This window comes from Photobacterium sp. GB-72 (assembly GCF_003026095.1).
GTDB lineage: Bacteria > Pseudomonadota > Gammaproteobacteria > Enterobacterales > Vibrionaceae > Photobacterium.
The window spans coordinates 42,732-66,683 of sequence record NZ_PYNV01000006.1 but is presented as its reverse complement, the minus strand read 5'-3'; the positions used below and the strand labels follow the sequence as shown (position 1 = coordinate 66,683).

Here is a 23,952-nt window from a genome sequence, read left to right as displayed (position 1 = left end):
TATTACTACGAACAGGAATATCCATTTTCTCTATTCATATTTAATTATCATCTTGCTGTGGTGGTAATGTCATTGGCTTATCAATCGAAATACTATCAAGCATCTGAGTATTTAAAATGATTTCACCATTATCATTACTTAATAAGTTATTGGTGATAACACCAAGCTTATCTTTCAAGCTGTTTGAATCGATATCTTCTAGAATAATGTTTACTGACTGATCATTTCCCGTTTTGATTGAAATAACGCTATCATCATTATTTTGACTAATCGATAAGAAGTCATCTAACGTTTCTGCGGTTGCATCTTTTAATAAATCGCTGAGGTTTAATTTATCTTCCGCTAAATCAAAATCTCGAATGGTATCTATATCGCTAATAGACTCACTTTTACTCCAAGTAAATGTATCAGCACCGATCCCGCCATTAAGAAGATCATTGCCTTGACCACCAATTAGAAGATCATCGCCCTCACCGCCATTTAATGTATCGTTACCCTCACCACTCGAAAGTTTATCATTACCTAGCAAGCCATTAAGAATATCGATACCGGTACTACCGACAAGGTCATTATCAACATCCGAGCCATTGATAATGTTATTATCAAATAACACGCTATCAGAGCCATAATTTTCACTGCTACTACTATTTTCTTTACCAGTCGCCGTTACCGTTAACTCAATTGAATCTGCTGATTCTGCTGGTACGGTAATTTGTAAACCAGGAAGTGAAACTTGCGTATCCGTGTTTTGCCATAATCCCGTTAGTTCAATCTCACCAGCAGCATTGGCAATACCGAGAACGGTTGTACCATCCGCGCTAATTACTTTGGTATCTTTAGGTAATCCTGACAATAATATTTGGCTAATTGACTCGCTACCATCTGTATCCGTTAGCATAACGTTAATATCTAACGTATACGTGTAAGTTGGTTGCTCTTTGATCCAGCTATCACCATCCCAATAGTATGTGCCATCAGCAAATTGAAGGCGTTCAATGTCGTAGAGATCATCTGAGCCTTCTCGTGCATATACATTTTCGCCACTTGTTACTCGTTTATCTGTTACTTCAAAAAATATCGATGATCCTGAGGTTTCGACAGGTTTAGTAATATCGTAATCAGAGAAATTTCCAGCATATACTGCTGTATCAACTCCTGCGGCACCATATAGTGAATCATCCCCTTGCTCACCCATTAAAATATCATTACCGGCACCAGCAGTTAATGTGTCGTTAACTAGACCTGTTATTGGGCTACCATCAATCGTTGAATTACCTATAATCCCATCTTCACCGACCAAAATGTTATCGCCAGTTGATTGAATAACAATATGATCGCTGAGCTCCATTCCTCTATAAGCTAAACTTTCAGTCGATAATGTATTTTCATATGGAGTATCAACCTTCTGTGTTAACGTTCTTGCTTTATCACCGTACTCTTTAACAACTGTTTCCCAATCGACATAGTTCTTTCCACCTTCATATTTACCGCCAGTATTGTAAACAGGAGTACCTAATAAATTCACGGTGACAAGAATTGGATCTGCAATAGCAACAACGTCTAGTTTAACAGTGATGGTATCAGTGCCACCTTTGCCGTCACTGACCTCAACGTCAAAGCTATCTTCACCATGAAAATTAGTATTAGGTGTGTATTCCCATGAACCATCCGTATTGACGGTAACTGTGCCGTTCGTTGGATTTGTCAGTGATGTGAACGTTAAACTATCACCATCAGCATCTGTCGCAGACAGTTGACCGCTCACTGCCACTTCTTCATCGGTAGTGACGGTAATGTCACTGCCTAATGGATCATTGTTATCATCAACCAATACTGGCGCATCGTTGATTGGATTAACTTTGATAATCACGGTTATGGTATCGGTGCCACCTTGGCCGTCACTGACTTCAACGTTAAAGCTATCATCACCGTTAAAATCATTGTTTGGTGTGTAAGTCCACGTACCATCCGTATTGACGGTAACTGTACCGTTCGTTGGATTCGTCGATGAAGTGAACGTTAAGCTATCACCATCAACATCTGTCGCAGACAGTTTGCCGCTCACTGCGACTTCTTCATCTGTCGTAACGGTAATGTCACTGCCCAGTGGATCATTGTTATCATCAACCAATACTGGTGCATCATTGATTGGATTAACTTTGATATTCACGGTGATGGTGTCAGTGCCGCCGTTGCCGTCACTGACTTCCACCTTAAAGCTATCATCACCATGGAAATTAGTCTTAGGGGTGTATTCCCATGTACCGTCAGTATTCACGACGACGGTGCCATTGGTTGGATTGGTCGATGAAGTGAAGATTAAGCTATCACCATCAACATCTGTCGCGGACAGTTGACCGCTCACTGCGACTTCTTCATCAGTCGTAACGGTAATGTCACTGCCCAGTGGATCATTGTTGTCATCAACCAATACTGGCGCATCATTGATTGGATTCACGGTCACATTAACAGTAATAGTATCTGTACCGCCGTTGCCGTCACTGACCTCAACGTTAAAGCTATCATCACCGTTAAAATCATTGTTTGGTGTGTAAGTCCACGTGCCATCAGTGTTAACCGTCACTTGACCATTGGTCGGGTTAGAACTTTGCGTGAAGGTTAAGCTATCACCATCAACATCTGTTGCTGACAGTTTGCCGCTCACTGCCACTTCTTCATCTGTCGTGACGGCAATGTCTGTGCCTAATGGATCATTGTTATCATCAACCAGTACTGGTGCATCATTGATTGGATTCACGGTCACATTTACAGTGATGGTATCGGTGCCACCCTTGCCGTCACTGACGATAACATCAAATTTGTCGCTACCATTAAAGTCGCTGTTTGGTGTGTAAGTCCACGTGCCGTCAGTATTCACGACGACGGTGCCATTGGTTGGGTTGGTCGATGAAGTGAAGGTTAAGCTATCACCATCAACATCGGTCGCGGACAGTTGACCGCTCACGGCGACTTCTTCATCTGTCGTGACAGTAATGTCACTGCCTAATGGATCATTGTTATCATCAACCAATACTGGTGCATCATTGACTGGATTCACGGTTACATTAACTGTGATGGTGTCAGTGCCGCCGTTGCCGTCACTGACTTCAACCTTAAAGCTATCATCACCATTAAAGTCACTGTTTGGTGTGTAAGTCCATGTGCCATCCGTATTGACGGTCACTGTGCCATTGGTTGGATTAGAACTTTGCGTGAAGGTTAAGCTATCACCATCAACATCGGTCGCGGTCAGTTTGCCGCTCACTGCGACTTCTTCATCGGTCGTAACGGTAATGTCACTGCCCAGTGGATTATTGTTGTCATCAACCAATACTGGCGCATCATTGATTGGATTAACTTTGATATTCACGGTGATGGTGTCGGTACCACCTTTACCATCACTGACTTCAACCTTAAAGCTATCATCACCGTGGAAATTAGTCTTAGGTGTGTAAGTCCATGTGCCATCAGTGTTAACCGTCACTTGACCATTTGACGGGTTAGAACTTTGCGTGAAGGTTAAGTTATCACCATCAACATCGGTCGCAGACAGTTGACCGCTCACGGCGACTTCTTCATCGGTCGTGACGGTAATGTCACTGCCTAATGGATTATTGTTATCATCAACCAATACTGGCGCATCATTGATTGGATTAACTTTGATATTCACGGTAATGGTGTCGGTGCCGCCGTTGCCGTCACTGACTTCCACCTTAAAGCTATCATCACCGTTAAAGTCATTGTTTGGTGTGTAAGTCCACGTACCGTCAGTGTTAACCGTCACTTGACCATTGGTCGGGTTAGAAATTTGCGTGAAGGTTAAGCTATCACCATCAACATCGGTCGCGGACAGTTGACCGCTCACTGCGACTTCTTCATCTGTCGTAACGGTAATGTCACTACCCAGAGGATCATTGTTATCGTCAACCAATACTGGCGCATCATTGATTGGATTAACTTTGATATTCACGGTGATGGTATCGGTGCCGCCGTTGCCGTCACTGACTTCAACGTTAAAGCTATCATCACCGTTAAAATCATTGTTTGGTGTGTAAGTCCACGTACCGTCAGTGTTAACCGTCACTTGACCATTTGTCGGGTTAGAACTTTGCGTGAAGGTTAAGCTATCACCATCCGCATCGGTCGCGGACAGTTTGCCGCTCACTGCCACTTCTTCATCAGTCGTGACAGTAATGTCACTACCCAGAGGATCATTGTTATCGTCAACCAATACTGGCGCATCATTGATTGGCTTCACGGTTACGTTAACAGTAATAGTATCGATGCCACCGTTGCCATCACTGACTTCAACCTTAAAGCTATCATCACCGTTAAAGTCATTGTTTGGTGTGTAAGTCCATGTGCCGTCAGTGTTAACCGTCACTTGACCATTTGTCGGATTAGAACTTTGCGTGAAGGTTAAGCTATCACCATCAACATCGGTCGCGGACAGTTGACCGCTCACTGCGACTTCTTCATCTGTCGTAACGGTAATGTCACTACCCAGAGGATCATTGTTATCGTCAACCAATACTGGCGCATCATTGATTGGCTTCACGGTCACATTAACAGTAATAGTATCTGTACCGCCGTTGCCGTCACTGACTTCAACGTTAAAGCTATCATCACCGTTAAAATCATTGTTTGGTGTGTAAGTCCACGTACCGTCAGTGTTAACCGTCACTTGACCATTTGTCGGGTTAGAACTTTGCGTGAAGGTTAAGCTATCACCATCTGCATCGGTCGCTGACAGTTGACCGCTCACTGCGACTTCTTCATCGGTCGTGACGGTAATGTCACTGCCTAATGGATCATTGTTATCATCAACCAATACTGGCGCATCATTGATTGGCTTCACGGTCACATTAACAGTGATGGTGTCAGTGCCACCGTTGCCGTCACTGACCTCAACCTTAAAGCTATCATCACCATGGAAATTAGTCTTAGGTGTGTAAGTCCACGTGCCATCAGTGTTAACCGTCACTTGACCATTTGACGGGTTAGAACTTTGCGTGAAGGTTAAGCTATCACCATCTGCATCTGTCGCAGACAGTTGACCGCTCACTGCGACTTCTTCATCGGTCGTAACGGTAATGTCACTGCCTAATGGATCATTGTTATCATCAACCAATACTGGCGCATCATTGATTGGCTTCACGGTCACATTAACAGTAATAGTATCTGTACCGCCGTTGCCGTCACTGACTTCCACCTTAAAGCTATCTTCACCGTGGAAATTAGTCTTAGGTGTGTAAGTCCACGTGCCATCAGTGTTAACTGTCACTTGACCATTGGTCGGGTTAGAACTTTGCGTGAAGGTTAAGCTATCACCATCCGCATCGGTCGCGGACAGTTTGCCGCTCACGGCGACTTCTTCATCGGTCGTGACAGCAATGTCATTGCCTAATGGATCATTGTTGTCATCAACCAATACTGGTGCATCATTGACTGGATTCACGGTTACATTAACAGTGATGGTGTCAGTACCACCCTTGCCGTCACTGACTTCAACGTTAAAGCTATCATCACCGTTAAAATCATTGTTTGGTGTGTAAGTCCACGTACCGTCAGTGTTAACCGTCACTTGACCATTGGTCGGGTTAGAACTTTGCGTGAAGGTTAAGTTATCACCGTCAACATCGGTCGCGGACAGTTGACCGCTCACGGCGACTTCTTCATCTGTCGTAACGGTAATGTCACTGCCCAGTGGATCATTGTTATCATCAACCAATACTGGTGCATCATTGATTGGCTTTACGGTCACATTAACAGTAATAGTATCTGTACCGCCGTTGCCGTCACTGACTTCAACGTTAAAGCTATCATCACCGTTAAAATCATTGTTTGGTGTGTAAGTCCACGTACCATCAGTGTTAACCGTCACTTGACCATTTGTCGGATTAGAACTTTGCGTGAAGGTTAAGCTATCACCATCAACATCTGTCGCGGACAGTTGACCGCTCACGGCGACTTCTTCATCTGTCGTAACGGTAATGTCACTGCCTAATGGATCATTGTTATCATCAACCAATACTGGTGCATCATTGATTGGCTTTACGGTTACGTTAACAGTAATAGTATCGATGCCACCTTGGCCGTCACTGACTTCAACCTTAAAGCTATCATCACCGTTAAAATCATTGTTTGGTGTGTAAGTCCACGTACCGTCAGTGTTAACCGTCACTTGACCATTTGCCGGGGTAGAACTTTGCGTGAAGGTTAAGCTATCACCATCAACATCTGTTGCTGACAGTTTGCCGCTCACTGCCACTTCTTCATCGGTCGTGACAGTAATGTCACTACCCAGAGGATCATTGTTATCGTCAACCAATACTGGCGCATCATTGATTGGATTAACTTTGATATTCACCGTGATGGTGTCAGTACCACCTTTGCCGTCACTGACCTCAACCTTAAAGCTATCTTTGCCATTAAAGTCACTGTTTGGTGTGTAAGTCCATGTGCCATCAGTGTTGACGGTAACTGTACCGTTCGTTGGATTCGTCGATGAAGTGAACGTTAAGCTATCGCCATCAACATCGGTCGCGGACAATTTGCCGCTCACTGCGACTTCTTCATCGGTCTCAACACCAATATCTGTGCCCAGTGGATTATTGTTATCATCAACAATCACTGGCGCATCACTGATAGGATTCACGGTCACATTAACAGTGATCGTATCGGTGCCGCCGTTGCCGTCACTGACCTCAACGTTAAAGCTATCTTCACCGTGGAAATTAGTCTTAGGTGTGTAAGTCCACGTGCCATCAGTGTTGACGACGACGGTGCCATTGGTTGGATTGGTCGATGAAGTGAACGTTAAGCTATCACCATCCGCATCGGTCGCGGACAGTTGACCGCTCACGGCGACTTCTTCATCGGTGCTTACCGTAATACTCTCACCTTCTGGCGCACCGTTTTCATCGACAATAATAGGCTTGCTGTTTATTGATATATTCGATTTACCGTCATCTTGAGGAGATTGCTGCTCTAGTGGTTTTGAAGGACTATAAAAATCATTACCATCATTGTAAGGAGAGGCAGGAGGACGAGGACTGGTATCACGACTATCATATCCAGACTCAGCTATGATTTCTTTTGCGTTTCTTTCAATGCTATTAAAACTAAAACCACCACTATTACTAATGTTTTGAAGACCAGCTGCAGTAGCTTCCGCAATAAGGGTTGGATCCTCTCCAGAAGCAATTAAAGCCTGAAGGTTGGCTATCTCATCAGGAAGATCTTCTTCTACACTATTAGAATTAACATTAGAAAATACGACTTGTGTTCCATCTGACTGCTCCAAACTCACAGTTGCATAATTAGGCAATATTAATACATCGCCAACTGACAACATGAGCTGCTCAGTAACAACCTTGTTACCCATTTCATTACTCAATTCAACATTGCCAGAAAATGACAATACTTTACTTTCTTGAACGACCGCAAAAGATTTCATGGAATAAACAATCCTTGTTTAGTTACAAAATCAGATAGATATAGCTCTAGTGGTATTATCACCTGATGGTAATTGGCACAAAAACAATTTAATAAGTTCACACTTATTTTATATATCATATGGTGTCATTTTTTTGTCACCACCTCAACAAATTTGCATGTTAATTATTAATGACATAATAAATACTGTTTTTTATGCATAAAAAAGCCGATAATGTTATGTACATTATCGGCTCTTTATTATTTCGCTATTAACTAAATCAACATTCGTTAATTGCGTTTCGTACACGCTTGTCTGATACAGGGTATGGCGTACCCAACTGCTGAGCAAAGTAACTAACACGTAGCTCTTCAATCATCCATCGGATCTCTTTTACTTTATCAGGTACTGGCTGCCCTTTCGGGATCTTATTCAATAGCTCTTTGTACTCATTAACTACTGATTCAATCTTCAGAATATGCACACGATCTTTGTTTGGATCGATTGGCAGTTTTTCCATTCGACGCTCAATGGCACGCATGTAACGCAGAATATCAGGCAGACGTTTCCACCCACATTCTGTTGCAAAACCTTTGAAGATCAAGCTTTCAATTTGTGCTTTGATATCAGACATCGCAAATGCCATGCTTAAATCAATACGCCCTTTCAAACGCTTACTGATGTTAAATGCTGTGGTTAAGATTTCTTCTACTTGTTTGGCAATATCAACCACGGTGTCACCAAGCTCAGCACGAACAAACTCTTTCAACGCTTCAAATGATTCAGGCTGCCATGCTAATCCGCCTTTCTCTTCAATTAGCTTATCAACACCACAAGCAATACAATCATCAATCAGATCAAGTACACGACCATACGGATTAAAGTACAAACCTAGCTTCGATTTGTTTGGCAAGTTTGAATGAAGGTACTTAATTGGCGATGGTACGTTAAGTAAAATCAAACGACGTTGACCCGCCTGCATCGCATTGTTTTGCTGCTCTTCAGTTTCAAACAGTTTGATACCAACAGAATCTTTGTTATCCACCAGCGCAGGATAGGCTTTTACTTCAAAGCCACCGCGTTTCTGTTGGTAACGTTCAGGTAGCGTACCAAAACTCCAGGTTTTCAAACCATCTTGCTCAATATCATCATCAGCAACTTGTGACAAAGTTTCTTGAACCTTCTCTTTTAAGTTGTCTTTCAGACCATAGATATCTTTGCTCTCACGTAACTTACGATTGCGGTGATCAACAGCACGATAAGTGATCTTCAAGTGATCAGGGATCTGATCTAAATTCCAATCTTCACGCACAATTGTGACGCCACTCATACGCTTCAATTCTTTTTCTAGTGAATCTAGCAATGGTGCTTCCATTGGCTTAACACGTGCTAAGAACGCATCAGCGTAGTTTGGTGCAGGCACAAAGTTACGACGTAACGGTTTTGGTAATGATTTGATCAACGCAACAACCAACTCATGACGTAAACCTGGAATTTGCCAGTCAAAGCCGTCAGGTTGAACTTGGTTTAAGATAGCCAATGGCACGTGAACGGTGACACCATCGTTATCTTCACCCGGTTCAAACTGGTAGCTCAGTTTTAGCTTCAAGTTACCTTGATGCCAGAAATTTGGATAATCTAGATCAGTGACATGACTTGCATCGCCACGGAATAACATCTCACGCTCAAAGTTCAATAACTCAGGATCTTCTTTCGATGCTTTCTTCCACCATGAATCAAAGTGGCGACCTGACGTTACTTTCAAATCAATACGCTGATCGTAGAAATTAAACAGCTCGTCATCATCGATCAGAATGTCACGACGACGTGATTTATGCTCAAGTTCTTCAACTTCGCGCAATAGCTTACGGTTTTGTTGATAGAACTTATGGCGCGTATCCCAATCCCCTTCAACCAATGCTGAGCGGATAAAGATTTCACGTGATAACGTTGGATCAATATTGCCGTAGTTAACTTTACGTTTGGCAACCACAGGAATGCCATACAGTGTGACTTTTTCAAACGCATGAACGGCAGCTGACTTCTTCTCCCAATGCGGTTCGCTATAACTACGTTTAATCAAGTGACCTGCTAATGGTTCAACCCACTCCGGCTGAATTTTTGCGCCAATTCGCCCCCATAAACGTGACGTTTCCACCAGCTCCGCAACCATCACCCACTTTGGCTGTTTCTTGAAAATGCCAGAGCCTGGGAAGATATTAAAGCGAGCGTTACGCGCACCTTGGTATTCATTTTTCTCTTGGTCTTTCATACCAATATGCGAAAGCAATCCGCTTAATAGCGAAATATGAATACTGTCATAGCTTGCTTCGTTGCCATTCATTTTCAACTCAAGCTCTTTAATCACTTGGTTTACTTGGAAATAGATATCTTGCCACTCACGAATGCGTAAGTAGTTTAAGTATTCTTTCTTACATAAACGGCGGAATTGATTACTAGAAAGCGCTTTTTGTTGCTCTTGGACGTAATTCCATAAATTAACGAACGCAACAAAGTCAGAATCTTTGTCGTTAAATCGGCGATGTTTTTCATCAGACTGTTGCTGTTTATCTGATGGACGCTCACGTGGATCTTGAATAGATAAAGCCGATGCAATGATCATCACTTCACGTAATGCACCATGCTTAGGCGCTTCAAGTACCATACGAGCTAAACGCGGATCAATAGGAAGACGCGCTAATTGGCGACCCATTGGTGATAAACGTTTACGAGGATCTGTGGCTTTAGAGTTAATCGCACCTAACTCTTCCAATAATCGAATACCGTCTTGAATATTACGATTATCGGGCGCTTCTACAAATGGGAAAGCTTGGATATCACCCAAACCAATCGCGGTCATTTGAAGAATAACTGACGCTAAGTTAGTACGTAGAATTTCTGGATCGGTAAATTCTGGTCGCGATAAAAAATCTTCCTCAGAATATAGACGAATACAGATACCTTCTTGAACACGACCACAACGCCCCATACGCTGATTAGCACTAGCTTGTGATATAGCTTCAATCGGAAGACGCTGTACTTTAGTACGGTAACTATAGCGACTAATTCGGGCTGTACCCGGATCAATAACGTATTTAATACCCGGAACAGTCAGTGAAGTTTCCGCTACGTTTGTTGAAAGTACAATACGGCGACCAGAGTGAGATTGGAATACTCTGTTTTGCTCACCCGCCGATAGACGTGCGTACAAAGGTAGAATTTCAGTATGGCGTAATTTACGTTTTTCTAACGCATCTGCAGTATCACGAATTTCACGCTCACCGTTTAAGAAGATCAGGATATCACCCTCACCCTCATCGCACAGTTCATCGACCGCATCAAAAATTGCATCTAACTGATCACGATCGGTGTCATCACCGTCTTCAACCACAGGGCGGTAGCGAACTTCTACTGGGTACGTACGACCTGACACTTCAATAATAGGTGCATTATTAAAGTGCTTAGAAAAACGCTCAGGATCGATGGTTGCTGAAGTAATTATGACTTTTAAATCTGGGCGCTTTGGTAATAACTCACGCAAATAACCCATGATGAAATCAATATTTAAGCTACGTTCGTGCGCTTCATCGATAATGATAGTGTCATATTGACTTAAGAAACGATCGTGTTGAATTTCAGCCAGTAAAATACCGTCTGTCATTAACTTTACGTGGCTATGCTCTGAGACCTGATCGTTAAATCGGACTTTATAACCTACGTGAGAGCCCATTTCACATTCCATTTCTTCTGCAATACGAGAAGCAACAGAGCGCGCAGCCAGACGACGAGGCTGAGTGTGGCCGATCATACCGTGGGTACCACGACCGATTTCTAAACAGATTTTAGGTAGCTGAGTAGTTTTACCTGAACCCGTTTCACCCGCCACAATAACCACTTGGTTATTTAAGATCGCTTCAGCGATATCATCTTTCTTCTGGCTTACGGGTAACTGTGCTGGGTATATGATTTTTGGACGCTGAGTACGGCGACGTTCCACCGTTTGCATTGATTTCGCAATCTCTAATGCAATTTCGTCAAATACAGCGTGCTTGGATTTTTCGTTTTTAATTCTTGATGCGCCTTGTACACGTTTGTGTAGACGAAAACGATCGCGCATCATGCAATCTTTAATAGCAGACTTTAATGTTTTTTCGTTATTCAACACGTCTGCTTGAGTTTGATTCGACTGACTCAATTTAATTCCTGTCTTTCAATGACTAATGGATACCGAGAACATCATGATGACAACTCGCTTAGTATCACTTGGCGATTCGAAATTTTTGTTAATTCTATCACAATTAAAGCGGCGTGAGAGCAGGTTAAAAGACAATTACTGGGATGTAATGATGCGATATAGAACATGATGTGTAATGAATAAAAAAATAAAGCCGACTCTAAAGGTCGGCTATTGATTACGCTTTAATTCTAAGTGGATTCTCATTTGATAAATCCAACACTTCCCCTCGCGATGGGAAAACCCTGAAGTGCGTTGTTGGCTCTGTAATTCTGAACATGTGGAAAATTCTAGCCAGTGCCGCCAAACGTAATTTTAAGTTTGATAAATTATCTTTATTCTCATCAAACTCTTCATGAGAACCTGCTTCAGGATCAGCCTCAATATAGTCTTGAGAATAATCATGATTTTCGAGGTTATTGTCGATATCACAACGACCAAAAAGCTCTGCAACAACGCTGTAGCCAACAACCTTATCTAAACCAATGTCTTGTAATGCAAGCTCATCACCGTTTCGAATATGTAGCATTGCATTACAGTAATCTGTAAAAATAGCCTGATTTAATTGCTGACGGCTGTAGTTCATATTGATTAAGTGCTGATTGACGTCTTCAATTGCGTTATTAACACTCACTTGTTCTAGCCCCGCTCCCACCAATAAATCAATAACTTTAGTATCATTGGTATCTGGGTTGATGTTGTCTACAAGCGTTGAAAGTACCGTTCCTGATAAATCATCATCAATCACGCTTAAAACCATTAGCCAATATATTGGAAACGTTGACTGGTAAAGATGGCGCATATCCCAGCCCCAATTATCAGACTTATCATTAACAGTTAAGCAAATCAGGTGTTGATACATTAACTCTCGGTAAGAAGACACCTCAAGCATCGATTTCCAATGTGTATCTAAACCTTTAGCTGTACGCCAGCTTATTTCATTTTCATAATGATTAAATAAAGAATCAAATTCAGGCACATCTTCAATGACTTTGGTTTCTATTTCGAAGTCGTCGGGACCATAACAGGTGATTTTTTTATACGCTGGAATATAAGCAGCTAATGACGGTGCCTGAACATTAACTAAGGTTTGTCCATTACGACCAACATATTTAGCGGTATCGTTAATATGAATATGCCCAGCAAAATGCAGCTTTAAACCACAATCAATGAGCTCTTCAGTAGTTTCTGATGTTGGGACTCGCTTGTGGTTATACGATGAGTCAGCGAACAAATAATAAAAATCGTCAGCGCTGTAGTTTAAATATTCAATAGCAGGGTAATGTGAAAAAACGAGTAATGTTTTTCCTTGCTCATCTGCTCGCTTAATAACATCTTTTAACCAAGTTAATACCTGCGGTTTTTGAACTTTACCATCTTCATACCCTTTTGCATCATGATCCCACTGACTTCCCAGCGGATCCAAAGGTACATGAGTGTTCATGTCTACAGAGCAAATCCAAAAACCTTCTATTGGTTCGACGAGATAACTAGAGTCAGGACATTCTACTGTATAAGCTCCATCAGCAGATATTGCTTGATATACACGATCTTCAAGTTTGTTCGATTTCCATGGCGTTTCATAATAGTGATAATGCGGCTGAGATTGAAAACCAAATCGACCTAATTTTTCCATTAATGGTGTGAAACCTAGAGATTGCATTTTCGGGCTATAGAGTACATCGTCAACTTCATCACTAGGAATAAAGCTTTCAACATCGCCCTGATTGCTGGTTACTTTTACACCAGCACCATCTGATCGTAAGAAGGTCTTATCACAATTTTCACCATAGGGTGTAGTAGGATCGTGATTGCCATGAGTTAAGAAGAACTCCAATCCATATTCGTCACTATATTGTTCAAGTACTTTTTTCAAGCCATCAACATGGGCTTCTTGTCCATCATCAGAAAAATCGCCAACAAGAATAACGAACTTAATGCCCTCTGCAACAATGTCATCTAATGTCGCTTTGAAGACAAAGTAGTTTTCATTAAACATACGAGTAGAACCAACTGAGTCTTGCATCGTTCTAATACAAACTTCGTTATTGTTGAAGTCAAAATCACCATGAATATCATGAAAATGGACATCACCAAGTAAAGCAATTCTATGTGTTTGATCAGTCTGGTTATTATTACTTTGCATTTTACAACCAGGTAATACCGTTGCTGATGTCGCAGCAACACTTGCTGAACATAATAAAAACTGACGTCTTGATAATTGGTAACTCATATACAACCTTGGTTAATACCCTAAAAAATGGATGGATATTAAGAAGCTGTTATTTCATTTCTATTATTTAAAAATGACAGATTTATTAAATACTTACACGTGGCAATATTCTACCTGCAAATTTTACTTGTGTAATAAGCAACAAAATATGTTTAATATTGATATTCTTAGGCGAGTTGATTACAAATAAAAAAAGCTAGACAATCTCTGTCTAACCCTTTTTATGCAGACTTAAATCCATCGCTATGTATTGTTTTATTTTTATGCTGTCATAGAAGAGGATTCTACGTCATCATTAATAAGGTTTTTTAACCACTTACGACCATAAATCCGATAAGTTGTCAGTCCAACTTTCACGACTTCTTCTGCCAATATAGCCACAAGCACCCAATGTAATGGCCAGCCTAAAACAATACCCGTGAGGATGGCTAAAGGAATACCTATTGCCCATTGGCCAAATAAATCAATAAAAATACTGTATTTGATGTCGCCACCGCTACGTAATACCCCTCCAATACCCACCATATTGAACACTTTTAGGAACATACCTAACGCCATCACTAAGGTAACATTGAGCGACATTTCAAGGTTCGGTGCTTGAGCCTTTGCCAACCACTCACCAACAAGCCCACTCGATAGCCAAATAGATACACCTAGCACAAAAGCAATAGACACACTCAAAGCTAAAAAGAACCACGACTGATGAAACGCTCGTTGATAATTTTCAGCGCCTAATTCATGCCCAAGAATCGTTGATGCGGCAACCGCAAAACCAATAAAGGCAGAAATTAATACCGCTTCTATCGGCGATAATAAGCTAATGATGGCAAGCTCTGTTACACCTAATTTGGCAAAAATAACGCTATAAACCAGTATTCCCATCGCCCATGCACCGTCATGAACAATCATAGGCCAAGCGACATTAAAATAACGTTTCCTTGCTTTGGCGTTACTTGCTGGCTCTATATCTTCCTGTATTGGTAATACTTTTTTATAGGTTTTATAAGTAATAAACAGCAAAATAACTGTTTGTGCAGCACGCGAAATCGTTGTCCCCATCGCGGCACCAGCAACACCCATTTCAGGAAAACCATATAATCCGAAAATTAATAGCGCATTAAGTACGCCATTAATAATGACAGCCACCAGCCCAACATACGTAGGCATTTTAGCTTCGCCTACTGCACGTAAAGCAGATTCAAGCGGTACGACAATGGCTGTAAAAATAATGCTCCAGCCGCAGACATATAAATAATCTCGTGCATAGTGAATAAAGTCGGCTTGATCATTAACCAAAGCAACAATTTGCTCTGGAAAAACACGGTATGCAACAGCAAAAGGCAATGTTAAAAAGATTGCACATACCCAAGATTGCAATAACGTACGTCTCACCCCTTCCATTTTCCCTGCACCAAAATATTGAGCCGCGAGAACACCAACAGCTCCACTGACGCCAACAACAAGCAATAAATTAAAGAAAAATATGCGGTTACCAATACCTACAGCGGCAACTTGTGACTCACCGAGTTTAGAGACCATGATGACATCGACTAAACCAAGTAATGAAAACAACATAGATTGCATTGATACTGGCAACGCTAGACGCCATGTTTTTTGCCAAAAAGTTTTATCTGCTGAGTATCGCCAGTGTTGCATGACCGCCACCTAATTAATGTTATCTTACTGTGAAGCTGATCATACCTATGTTTACTCAAACACGTTTATTCTAAGCAATCAAAAAGCTTTGCTAGACTATCATTTTTTAATTTTGGAGCTCTGAATGGGGTATATTGATACTTTTACTATTTCGCCAAAATGCCAATCTATTATTATTGATCAAGTACAATCGATTGAACTTGAAAAGCAAAAAATTCTTCAATGTGGCATCAATTATGGCAAAGAGGCATTCAGTATTTATCGAAGAAACCCAGACATGTATATGCTGCTATACACAACGGGTGGAAAAGGGTTATTGAAAACACCAGACAGTGAATGGGCATTAGAAACCGGCAGTGTTATTTATGTACCGCCCAGTTATGAGAATGGCTTTGTCATCCACCCAGATGATAATCCTGATCTTATTTGGGATGTCGCATGGGTTATGCTTGAAAAACATAAGCGTTGGGATGAGAGCTTACCTCATGATATTACCTATCAAGATTCACAATCAGGCTCATTACTATTTAAGACTATCATTTGCTTAAGCGAATCTTTAAGTTTCAACTATCCATTGGGCGATGCGCTATGTAAAAGTATTACCGAACAGATTTGTTTATTAGTGAATACCCAAACCGCCTCTCACTCTCCTAAAGCACTTACCCGTTTAGAACATGTTTACCAGCAAACGAAAAGTCAGTTACATCACCCATGGCAAGTCTCCGATCTGGCCGCCTTATATCCATGCTCTGAGCCGCATTTTCATCGATTATGTCAACAGTATTACCAACAATCTCCCATTGCCTATTTAACTCAAATTCGAATGGAACATGCTGCTGGGCTACTGACTACCACCAATTGGCCAATTCAACATATTAGTGATTTATGCGGTTATCCAAACCCAACCAATTTTAGTACCCGATTTAAAAATTGGAGTAGTTTTACCCCTCGACAATTTCGAACGCAGTTTCAGCCTCAGCTTTAAAACCCCTATTCCTTTGTCGTGATTAAATAATTTTTCTCTCGAAGGCGATATCAGTTAAGCTAGTAAATAAATAAAGTGATAATAAAGCTTGTTAGATAATATACCTTTAACGATGAAAGGATCACCAGATGCAAAACTGCTTTACATATAGTTATCAACTTGATGCGAGTAATGGCGCTTCGCCTCTCTCACTTGATCAAATAAATAACTGGAGCAGTAATGATGGGCTAATGTGGGTGCATTTAAACTATACCGATGAAGAAGCACTAGCATGGATAAAAAATAGTCATTTGCCAGATGTAGAAAAAGAAGCCCTTACGACTCAGCGTATTCGCCCTCGATTAAATCAAACGAAAGAAGGTTTTTTCCTATCATTACGAGGAATAGATTTAGATTCTGATAATCAGTCTGATCCTCCATCAGAAATGGTCTCTATTCGAGGTTACTATACACACAACACCATTGTTACCACCTCAGATCGTCCTGTCAGAGCACTTGATCGTGTCGCGGCACATATAAATGGCGGCTTTGGGCCCAAAACCATTGGTGCATTCATTCTCTGTCTTTGCGATCACCTTACGAGCCATAAAATAGAAGTAATTGATTCCCTCGATGACAAGTTAACCCAGCTTGAAGATCAGGTGATGAATAATAGTGATGACGACCTCCGTAATAATATTGCACAATTAAGACGAGAGACCGTTTATCTTCGTCGCTATGTCACTCCACAACGTGATGCCATCGCTAAATTACTCACTATTGATACTCCACTGCTCTCACTATCAGACAAACAAAAAATACATGAAGTAAATGAAAAGCTACTCCATGTAATCGATGACTTAAACGCCATTCGTGAACGTGCTAATGTGACACAAGAAGAATTAATGAGCTTACAATCTGAAGCATTAAACCAACGTTTATATTTTCTGTCTTTAATTACCACTATCTTTTTACCACTCGGTTTTTTAACCGGTTTACTGGGTGTTAATTTAGGAGGTATTCCTGGCTCACAAAATCATTGGGCATTTTATATATTCTGTAGCCTGTTATTCGGTGTATTAATACTTCAACTTATCCTTTTTTATCGTAGAAAATGGATATAAAAAACTAAAATAGATAAATTGGTTACATATGTGTAATCCAATTTTTTTATTTTTAATGTTGATTTATTATAGGTATTATTAATATTATTAACTTAAACTGAAAAAATAATAAGGACAATAATGTTCAAATCGCTACGTACACTATTTCGACAACTGACGAATGATCCTAATAGTAATAAAGCCGTTGATACTCCAACGCTTCATTTAGCTATGGCTTCTTTATTATGTGAAGTAGCTATTGCCGACCATGAGAAGGATCCAAGAGAAGAGCAAGCTAAAATTCAGCTTCTAATGAAATTACTTGAAGTTGATGAAATCACATCAAAACAACTACTTGATAAAGCTCAACTACAAGCAGAGGCGTCTGTTTCTCTTTATGATTTTACTAATAAATTACGTTCACTTGAGCAACCAGAACGCTATCAATTAGTTGAAGCAATGTGGCAAGTTGCCTACGCTGATGGTGTGATAGACCCACAAGAAGAGGCTGTCATTCGCCAAGTTTCTGATTTAATATATTTAGATCATTCTGCATTTATAAAAGCCAAAATCAGCGCTAAAAATACTGCAAGCTAACCTATTTAAGAGCTATAACTATAGCTCTTTTTTTATTACCCCTTTCTTGATAGTTTTAATATCAAGACCTATCCTATGTATAGAGTGCAAAGTTAAACATATACTAATTTTTATGCACCTTTATATATTTTACTAGACAATTAAAGCAATCATTTAATAGGCAAATTTTAATAACACTATTATGTTATTAACATAGCGGCATTGATGGATAATATAACCATTTATGCTTTTTATTTAGAAAGAAAGACAGGTTTGAATATATAGACACTCCTGCCTAATTTATATTTTTATATTGATACTTATTTTAATAACTTCGCTATATGCAACGTACAATGGAAAAGTTTAAAAAATACTTTCCATTTATAATCATATAGATAGAAACACTGAAATTACTGCCTTATTAAATATTTGTTGGCTTGAAACTTGTACATTTTTTCAATGATGAACAAAACAATGCATGTCCATAAGTATTTTTAACTGAGTGAGGCAAGATATGAAGTGTTTGAAACACTCCCTGCTAGTTAGTTCGCTGGCTTTGTTCGCAAGTCCAGCTTACAGCATCATTCCCCACCCTTTTACAGATGATGGGGGGTGTCCACAAGAAGCCATCTTATTCCAAGGCGATCCAAGTGTCGTTCACAAACTTGATTTGTCGACAGGCTTCTATCAAAACTCTGATCCAATGACAGCGACTATCACTGCATCTGGTTATAACGAATCCGATGACTATGTTTACGGTCATGATAAAACTTCACAGACAGTAGTTAGAATTAATCAACTTTATCAACATGAAAGTTTAGCTGTAACAGGCTTACCAGCGACAACTTACATTACAGGTGATGTGATTAACAACAAATTGTACTTGTACAAAAATGGGGCTGGATTATATGAGATTGATTTAGTCACTTTAGCAGCGACAAATATCATGGCCTCATCGACGGCAACGCTTGGTTTGACTGACATGGCTTTCCACCCAGGTGGGCGTCTGTTTGCTGTGAATAATAGTAACCAACATTTATATGAAATTGTTGACCTCAACACAGGCAACGCAACTTTCAATGATCTCGGTGATATAGGCTTACCATCTGGTACTTATGGAGCTCAATATTTTGATTCAGCTGGCTTTCTCTATCTAAGCACCAACGGAAACGGACATGTTTATCAAATTGATTTGACTGATTTATCCTCTATCAGCCCAACAGCAGTGTTCTACTCTAACGGTCCTTCTACTAATATAAACGATGGTGCACGATGTGTTAGTGCAGCTATTACCTCGGAAAATACAGACTTTGGTGATGCACCGGACACCTATAAAACCTTACTCACTAGTAATGGTGCTCGACACTATAATGTATCAAGTGTTAATTACTTCTTTGGCCCTACTGTAGATACAGAGCCAGATGCCATTCTTTCCCCTAACTCTGATGATGCCGATAACATTGCGGATGAAGACGGTATCTCATTCCCTGCGAACTTTAAGCAAGGATCTGATGGTTTAGTCAATGTAACTATCGGTGGTTCTGCTTCAGGTTTCGTAAATGCATGGTTTGACTGGAATAATAATGGTGTGTTTGACGAAGCAACTGAGCATGCTGTTACTGATGAGGTGCTTATCGGTGGTGATGGTACAACACCTGCCAGCCATGTTCTTAAAGTGAGAGTTCCTGATGATGCTGCGACTGGTCAGATATGGGCTCGTTTCCGTATTTCACGAGATTCGGGAGTTCTCTCATACGGCGGTGCTTCCTATGGTGAAGTAGAGGATCATCAAGTTACTGTCGATTCACAAACTGTTACTCACAATTGGTACCCTTCAGCAGGTTCATGGGTAACACTGGCATTTGAGGATGATTGGCCGCAAGAAGGTGACTTTGACTTCAACGATATAGTAATGTACTACCGTGTAGACAAAGTGACTAATTCGTCTGGCGACATTCTTCGCTATGATATCTACGGAAACCTACGTTCTTACGGTGCAGACTTTGCTAATGGCTTCGCTGTTAAGCTTGATGGTATTGCAGCCACAGCAGTCGATTCAGACAGAACCAAACTTGTCATTAATGGCGCTACTCAACATGCGACACAAGTTCTAGAGTCTGGTACAACAGATGCTGTCGCTATTGCTACGAATAATCTTAAAACGGAAATTCCAGGTCCTACTTGTTCTGGTCCATTAGGGACTTATTATCGAGTATGGGCAGGTTGTACGGATGACGCTGCAGATTTATTCGAATTTGAAATGAGTATTCCGTTCTCGTCACCTATTGCAGCCTCTAGTGCCCCTAGTATGCCACTAAATCCATTCTTATTCGGTACCCCTGGTATTGATCATGGTGACGGTACTCGTGCAACCGACGGTCGTGCAATCGAAATTCATTTGAAAAATGCTGATGTAACAAGTAAGGCAAGTACTGCTTACTTTGCTACAGAACAAGATGCATCGGTTTATGTTGATGCAGATTGCCCTGGACCTAGCTGTAACACTTACCAAACTTCAAACGGTATACCTTGGGCTATTTTAGTTGATGGCACTTGGGATCACCCAAGTGAAGGTATTAATGTACTAACCGCATATCCAGATCTACAAGCATTTTCAACATCAGGTGGTGCAACTAATACAGATTGGTACCTTCGTGCTAACGCTGATGTAACTCAGCTCTTTGAATAATGGTAGGGAGTATTTAACGATGAAAAATTTATATGTGACTCTTTTTACTGCTGCTCTACTATTTGGTTGTGGTGGCGGTGGTGGTGATGATGGCGGCTCAACAAGTGCTGCATCACCAGAAGCATCACCAGAAGCATCTCCAGCAGCACCTGAAGTAAGCGATTCTGTTAGTGGTGCAGCACCAGTAACTGTTTCGAAGTTTGAGGATCTTGTTATTCCAGATAATTATGATTTGATTACTACCTATGATATGCCAATTAAGATAGACCTAAACACTTCTGAACCAATGAGTTTGAGTGTTTACTGTGATTATAATGTTGCTGACGATGGAACACTGACTCCAATTGCAAGTAGTCGCATTATTTCAGGTCAAATCGAAAATGGTGATTTTAATGGCGTTATTGCTGCAACGAGTTCAGTAAAATCTCTACTTATTGAGGCTTGGTATCAAGATACGACTAAAGCACCATTCCAAACTGTAGTTAATGCAGATGTTAACGGAGTTACCATCTCTAATTAATTCAAATAAGGCCAACTTTTACAACGGAGGAAAGTTGGCCATTTTTTTCAAAATGAACGTAAGAAAAACAGCTTTATTATTATTCCTATTTATATTTCTCGCTTGTAAAGGTGATAATGACCAACAAGCTACCACATCGTCATCTGAAAATACTTCAAATCTAATTGAAAGTTCATCAATTCAAGATGAAGTCGTAAATGATATTTATCTTGAAGGCGTCGTAACCGATAATTTTCTCCCTCAAAACACCTCACCATTAAACGATGACGAGATTTTTGAATCTATCGATAATAGTCAAGAAAATGAGATGAATTCGCAAGAAATAGTAAATAATCAAAACACTGAAACATCAACAAATAGTTCAGAAGAAATCCATTCTGTAAATAATATCGTTACATTCAGTACCCATTTTAAACAAGGTTCTGATGCTCTCATTGAAATTCAAACTCAAAAAGATATTAACTTTTTTCTTAATGCTTGGTTTGACTGGAATAACAATGGAATTTATGAAAATAATAATGAATATGTCTTAGTGAATGAACAATTAATATATGAAAAAGATAAGCCTTTTCATAAATTAAAAATTAGAGTACCAGAAAAATCATCTACAGGTCAGATATGGACAAAATTTCAATTATCTGAGCTTCAAAATAACAGCACTATAGATAAAAACACCCCCCCTATAACGGACATAGAAGAAGAGCATAACGTTACTATTGAAGCTCAAAACTTAATACATAATGTTTATCCATCAGAAAATAAATGGGTTACTTTAGCCTTTGAAGATAGTTGGCCATTTATTGGTGATTTCGACTTTAATGATGTCGCTTTACTTTACCGTGTAGACAAAATCACTAATAATCAAGGTGATATTGTACGCTATGATATTTACGGCAGCCTTAAAGCTTATGGCGCTAACTTAGCCAATGGCTTTGCAGTAAAACTTGACGGCATTCCTTCAGAAAAAGTAGATGGCTTGTTAACAAAACTTGTTGTTAATAATACAACCTTACATAATGTCCAAACGTTAGAACAAGGAACCATTGATGCGGTTATTATTATCAGCAATAACCTTAAAGATGAGATAGAACAGCCTACCTGTACAGGAGAACTTGGTGCTTTTTATCGAGTCTGGAAAGGATGTTTTGATGACGCTCCTAACCAATATATTTTCATTGCCAGCATTCCATTTATCACGCCTATTCCCCCTTCTGATGTTCCAAAAATGCCACTTAATCCATTTATTTTCGGTACTCCTGATATAAATCATGGCTCAAATATAAGAGGTATAAACGGTAGAGAAATTGAAATTCATTTAAAAAATCATGATGTCTCATCAAAAGCAAATATATCTTATTTTTCAACGCAAGATGACACATCTATTTTTATTAAAAATAGATGTCCAGGTATTGGTTGCGATACCTATCACAATTCAAGTGGATTACCTTGGGCAATACTCGTTGAATCGATTTGGAATCATCCTAGTGAAGGTTCCAATATATTACAGGCATATCCAGAGCTTACAAACTTCGCAATTTCGGGAGGCGGTGAAAATACTGACTGGTATATAAGAAGTAACGCTAACTTAGAGAAGATTTATGAATAATTCAATATTTTTTGGCACCTAACTTGCGTTAACAAATAACTGAACATATCTCTCTATAATTTTTTGATAATTATTTAAGTCTAATAAATGAAATTATTAATTCTATTAGTTGTAACTTTTCTTTTTGGTTGTAGAAGTGACACTTCTCCTGAAGCTGAGGAAAATATTAGTTACAATGAAGCTTCAGATTTGAGTGTTCAACAAAATATCGATGAACCCAGTGCCCCTCAGAATAATTCATCTATAGACACACAAGTAATTGATAATAGTCCCCCCCAAGATATTCTAAATGACTCTTCAACAACTGGGGCAACTGAGCAAAGTAATCATCAATTGTTAACTCCTTCTTTACCTGATGAAATAAAAGTTGAAAGTGAGCAGCACAGCGAAGAAGCGCCTTCATCGCAAAATGATAGCGGTAATAGTTCAGAGCCTATCTTATTAGGAGAGAATATTTCAGATTTAGAACCAGCAGAACCAGCAGAACCAGCAGAACCAGCAGAACCAGCAGAACCAGCAGAACCAGCAGAACCAGCATCAAATAATGAAAATGATGTAACAGCAAGTGACTTTAGCGAACTTTTCTTTCCTAATGATTTCAATTTAAACAGATCTTATGATATGACAATAAAACTCGATTTCAATACGGTAAAAACGTTAAGAATTAGCATTTACCAAGACTTTAATGTTATGACGAGTGGATCAGTATTGCCAATCTCATCGAGTCTGCTTACTTCCGGTACAATTGTGAATGGTGATTTTAATGGCACAATCCGTGTTACTCATTCTATGGAATTTATACTCATTCAACTTTACGACAGTAATGCCAACCAGCTCTTCTATCAGGCAGTAAAAGAAACATCACCAAGCGGCATTACTATTGTTGAATAGCCATTTAAATGAACAAGGATGAATAGTTACTGTGGATTACTA

The 23,952-nt window shown here is 40.0% G+C and carries 11 protein-coding genes; 7 read left to right on the top strand and 4 right to left on the bottom strand.

Going from position 1 to position 23,952, the window contains the following annotated elements:
- Nucleotides 1-40 precede the first annotated feature (40 nt).
- The 4 genes from C9J40_RS09115 to C9J40_RS09100 all read right to left on the bottom strand — a co-directional run bounded on the left by C9J40_RS09115 (nt 41) and on the right by C9J40_RS09100 (nt 15,561).
- Nucleotides 41-7,459, bottom strand: a complete 7,419-nt coding sequence (locus C9J40_RS09115; protein WP_107246604.1) for an Ig-like domain-containing protein — start codon at nt 7,457-7,459, stop codon at nt 41-43.
- A 259-nt stretch (nt 7,460-7,718) separates the two neighbouring features.
- Entirely contained in the window at nt 7,719-11,633 is a 3,915-nt protein-coding gene (gene hrpA / locus C9J40_RS09110) for an ATP-dependent RNA helicase HrpA (protein WP_107246603.1), read from the bottom strand.
- Nucleotides 11,634-11,850: 217 nt separating this feature from the next.
- Nucleotides 11,851-13,905 carry a metallophosphoesterase gene (locus tag C9J40_RS09105; RefSeq protein ID WP_107246601.1) on the bottom strand — a complete coding sequence of 685 codons (2,055 nt, stop codon included), beginning with the start codon at nt 13,903-13,905 and terminating at the stop codon, nt 11,851-11,853.
- A gap of 261 nt (nt 13,906-14,166) precedes the next feature.
- Nucleotides 14,167-15,561, bottom strand: a complete 1,395-nt coding sequence (locus tag C9J40_RS09100; RefSeq protein ID WP_107246600.1) for an MATE family efflux transporter — start codon at nt 15,559-15,561, stop codon at nt 14,167-14,169.
- Between the two features lie 124 nt (nt 15,562-15,685).
- Here C9J40_RS09100 and C9J40_RS09095 point away from each other — a divergent pair, with 124 nt between their 5' ends.
- The 7 genes from C9J40_RS09095 to C9J40_RS22135 all read left to right on the top strand — a co-directional run bounded on the left by C9J40_RS09095 (nt 15,686) and on the right by C9J40_RS22135 (nt 23,910).
- Entirely contained in the window at nt 15,686-16,546 is an 861-nt protein-coding gene (locus C9J40_RS09095) for an AraC family transcriptional regulator (RefSeq protein WP_107208449.1), read from the top strand.
- A gap of 128 nt (nt 16,547-16,674) precedes the next feature.
- A complete protein-coding gene (locus C9J40_RS09090; protein ID WP_107208450.1) occupies nt 16,675-17,649 on the top strand; it encodes a zinc transporter ZntB in 975 nt (324 codons plus the stop codon).
- A gap of 120 nt (nt 17,650-17,769) precedes the next feature.
- Entirely contained in the window at nt 17,770-18,225 is a 456-nt protein-coding gene (locus C9J40_RS09085) for a TerB family tellurite resistance protein (RefSeq protein ID WP_107208451.1), read from the top strand.
- Between the two features lie 493 nt (nt 18,226-18,718).
- Entirely contained in the window at nt 18,719-20,893 is a 2,175-nt protein-coding gene (locus C9J40_RS09080) for an LruC domain-containing protein (protein WP_107208452.1), read from the top strand.
- Between the two features lie 19 nt (nt 20,894-20,912).
- On the top strand, nt 20,913-21,413 hold the full coding sequence (locus tag C9J40_RS09075; RefSeq protein ID WP_107208453.1) for a hypothetical protein: 501 nt from the start codon (nt 20,913-20,915) through the stop codon (nt 21,411-21,413).
- A 34-nt stretch (nt 21,414-21,447) separates the two neighbouring features.
- Nucleotides 21,448-23,019: an LruC domain-containing protein gene (locus C9J40_RS09070; RefSeq protein WP_158259280.1), complete on the top strand. Its 1,572-nt coding sequence runs from the start codon at nt 21,448-21,450 to the stop codon at nt 23,017-23,019.
- Between the two features lie 87 nt (nt 23,020-23,106).
- On the top strand, nt 23,107-23,910 hold the full coding sequence (locus C9J40_RS22135; RefSeq protein WP_199187060.1) for a hypothetical protein: 804 nt from the start codon (nt 23,107-23,109) through the stop codon (nt 23,908-23,910).
- Nucleotides 23,911-23,952: the final 42 nt, after the last annotated feature.

Excerpts from the sequence above, each read along its gene's own strand:
- C9J40_RS09115 (WP_107246604.1), bottom strand. The coding sequence starts at position 7,459 with ATGAAATCTTTTGCGGTCGTTCAAGAAAGTAAAGTATTGTCATTTTCT.
- C9J40_RS09105 (WP_107246601.1), bottom strand. The coding sequence starts at position 13,905 with ATGAGTTACCAATTATCAAGACGTCAGTTTTTATTATGTTCAGCAAGT.
- C9J40_RS09100 (WP_107246600.1), bottom strand. The coding sequence starts at position 15,561 with ATGCAACACTGGCGATACTCAGCAGATAAAACTTTTTGGCAAAAAACA.
- C9J40_RS09095 (WP_107208449.1), top strand. The coding sequence starts at position 15,686 with ATGGGGTATATTGATACTTTTACTATTTCGCCAAAATGCCAATCTATT.
- C9J40_RS09090 (WP_107208450.1), top strand. The coding sequence starts at position 16,675 with ATGCAAAACTGCTTTACATATAGTTATCAACTTGATGCGAGTAATGGC.
- C9J40_RS09085 (WP_107208451.1), top strand. The coding sequence starts at position 17,770 with ATGTTCAAATCGCTACGTACACTATTTCGACAACTGACGAATGATCCT.
- C9J40_RS09080 (WP_107208452.1), top strand. The coding sequence starts at position 18,719 with ATGAAGTGTTTGAAACACTCCCTGCTAGTTAGTTCGCTGGCTTTGTTC.
- C9J40_RS09075 (WP_107208453.1), top strand. The coding sequence starts at position 20,913 with ATGAAAAATTTATATGTGACTCTTTTTACTGCTGCTCTACTATTTGGT.
- C9J40_RS22135 (WP_199187060.1), top strand. The coding sequence starts at position 23,107 with ATGAAATTATTAATTCTATTAGTTGTAACTTTTCTTTTTGGTTGTAGA.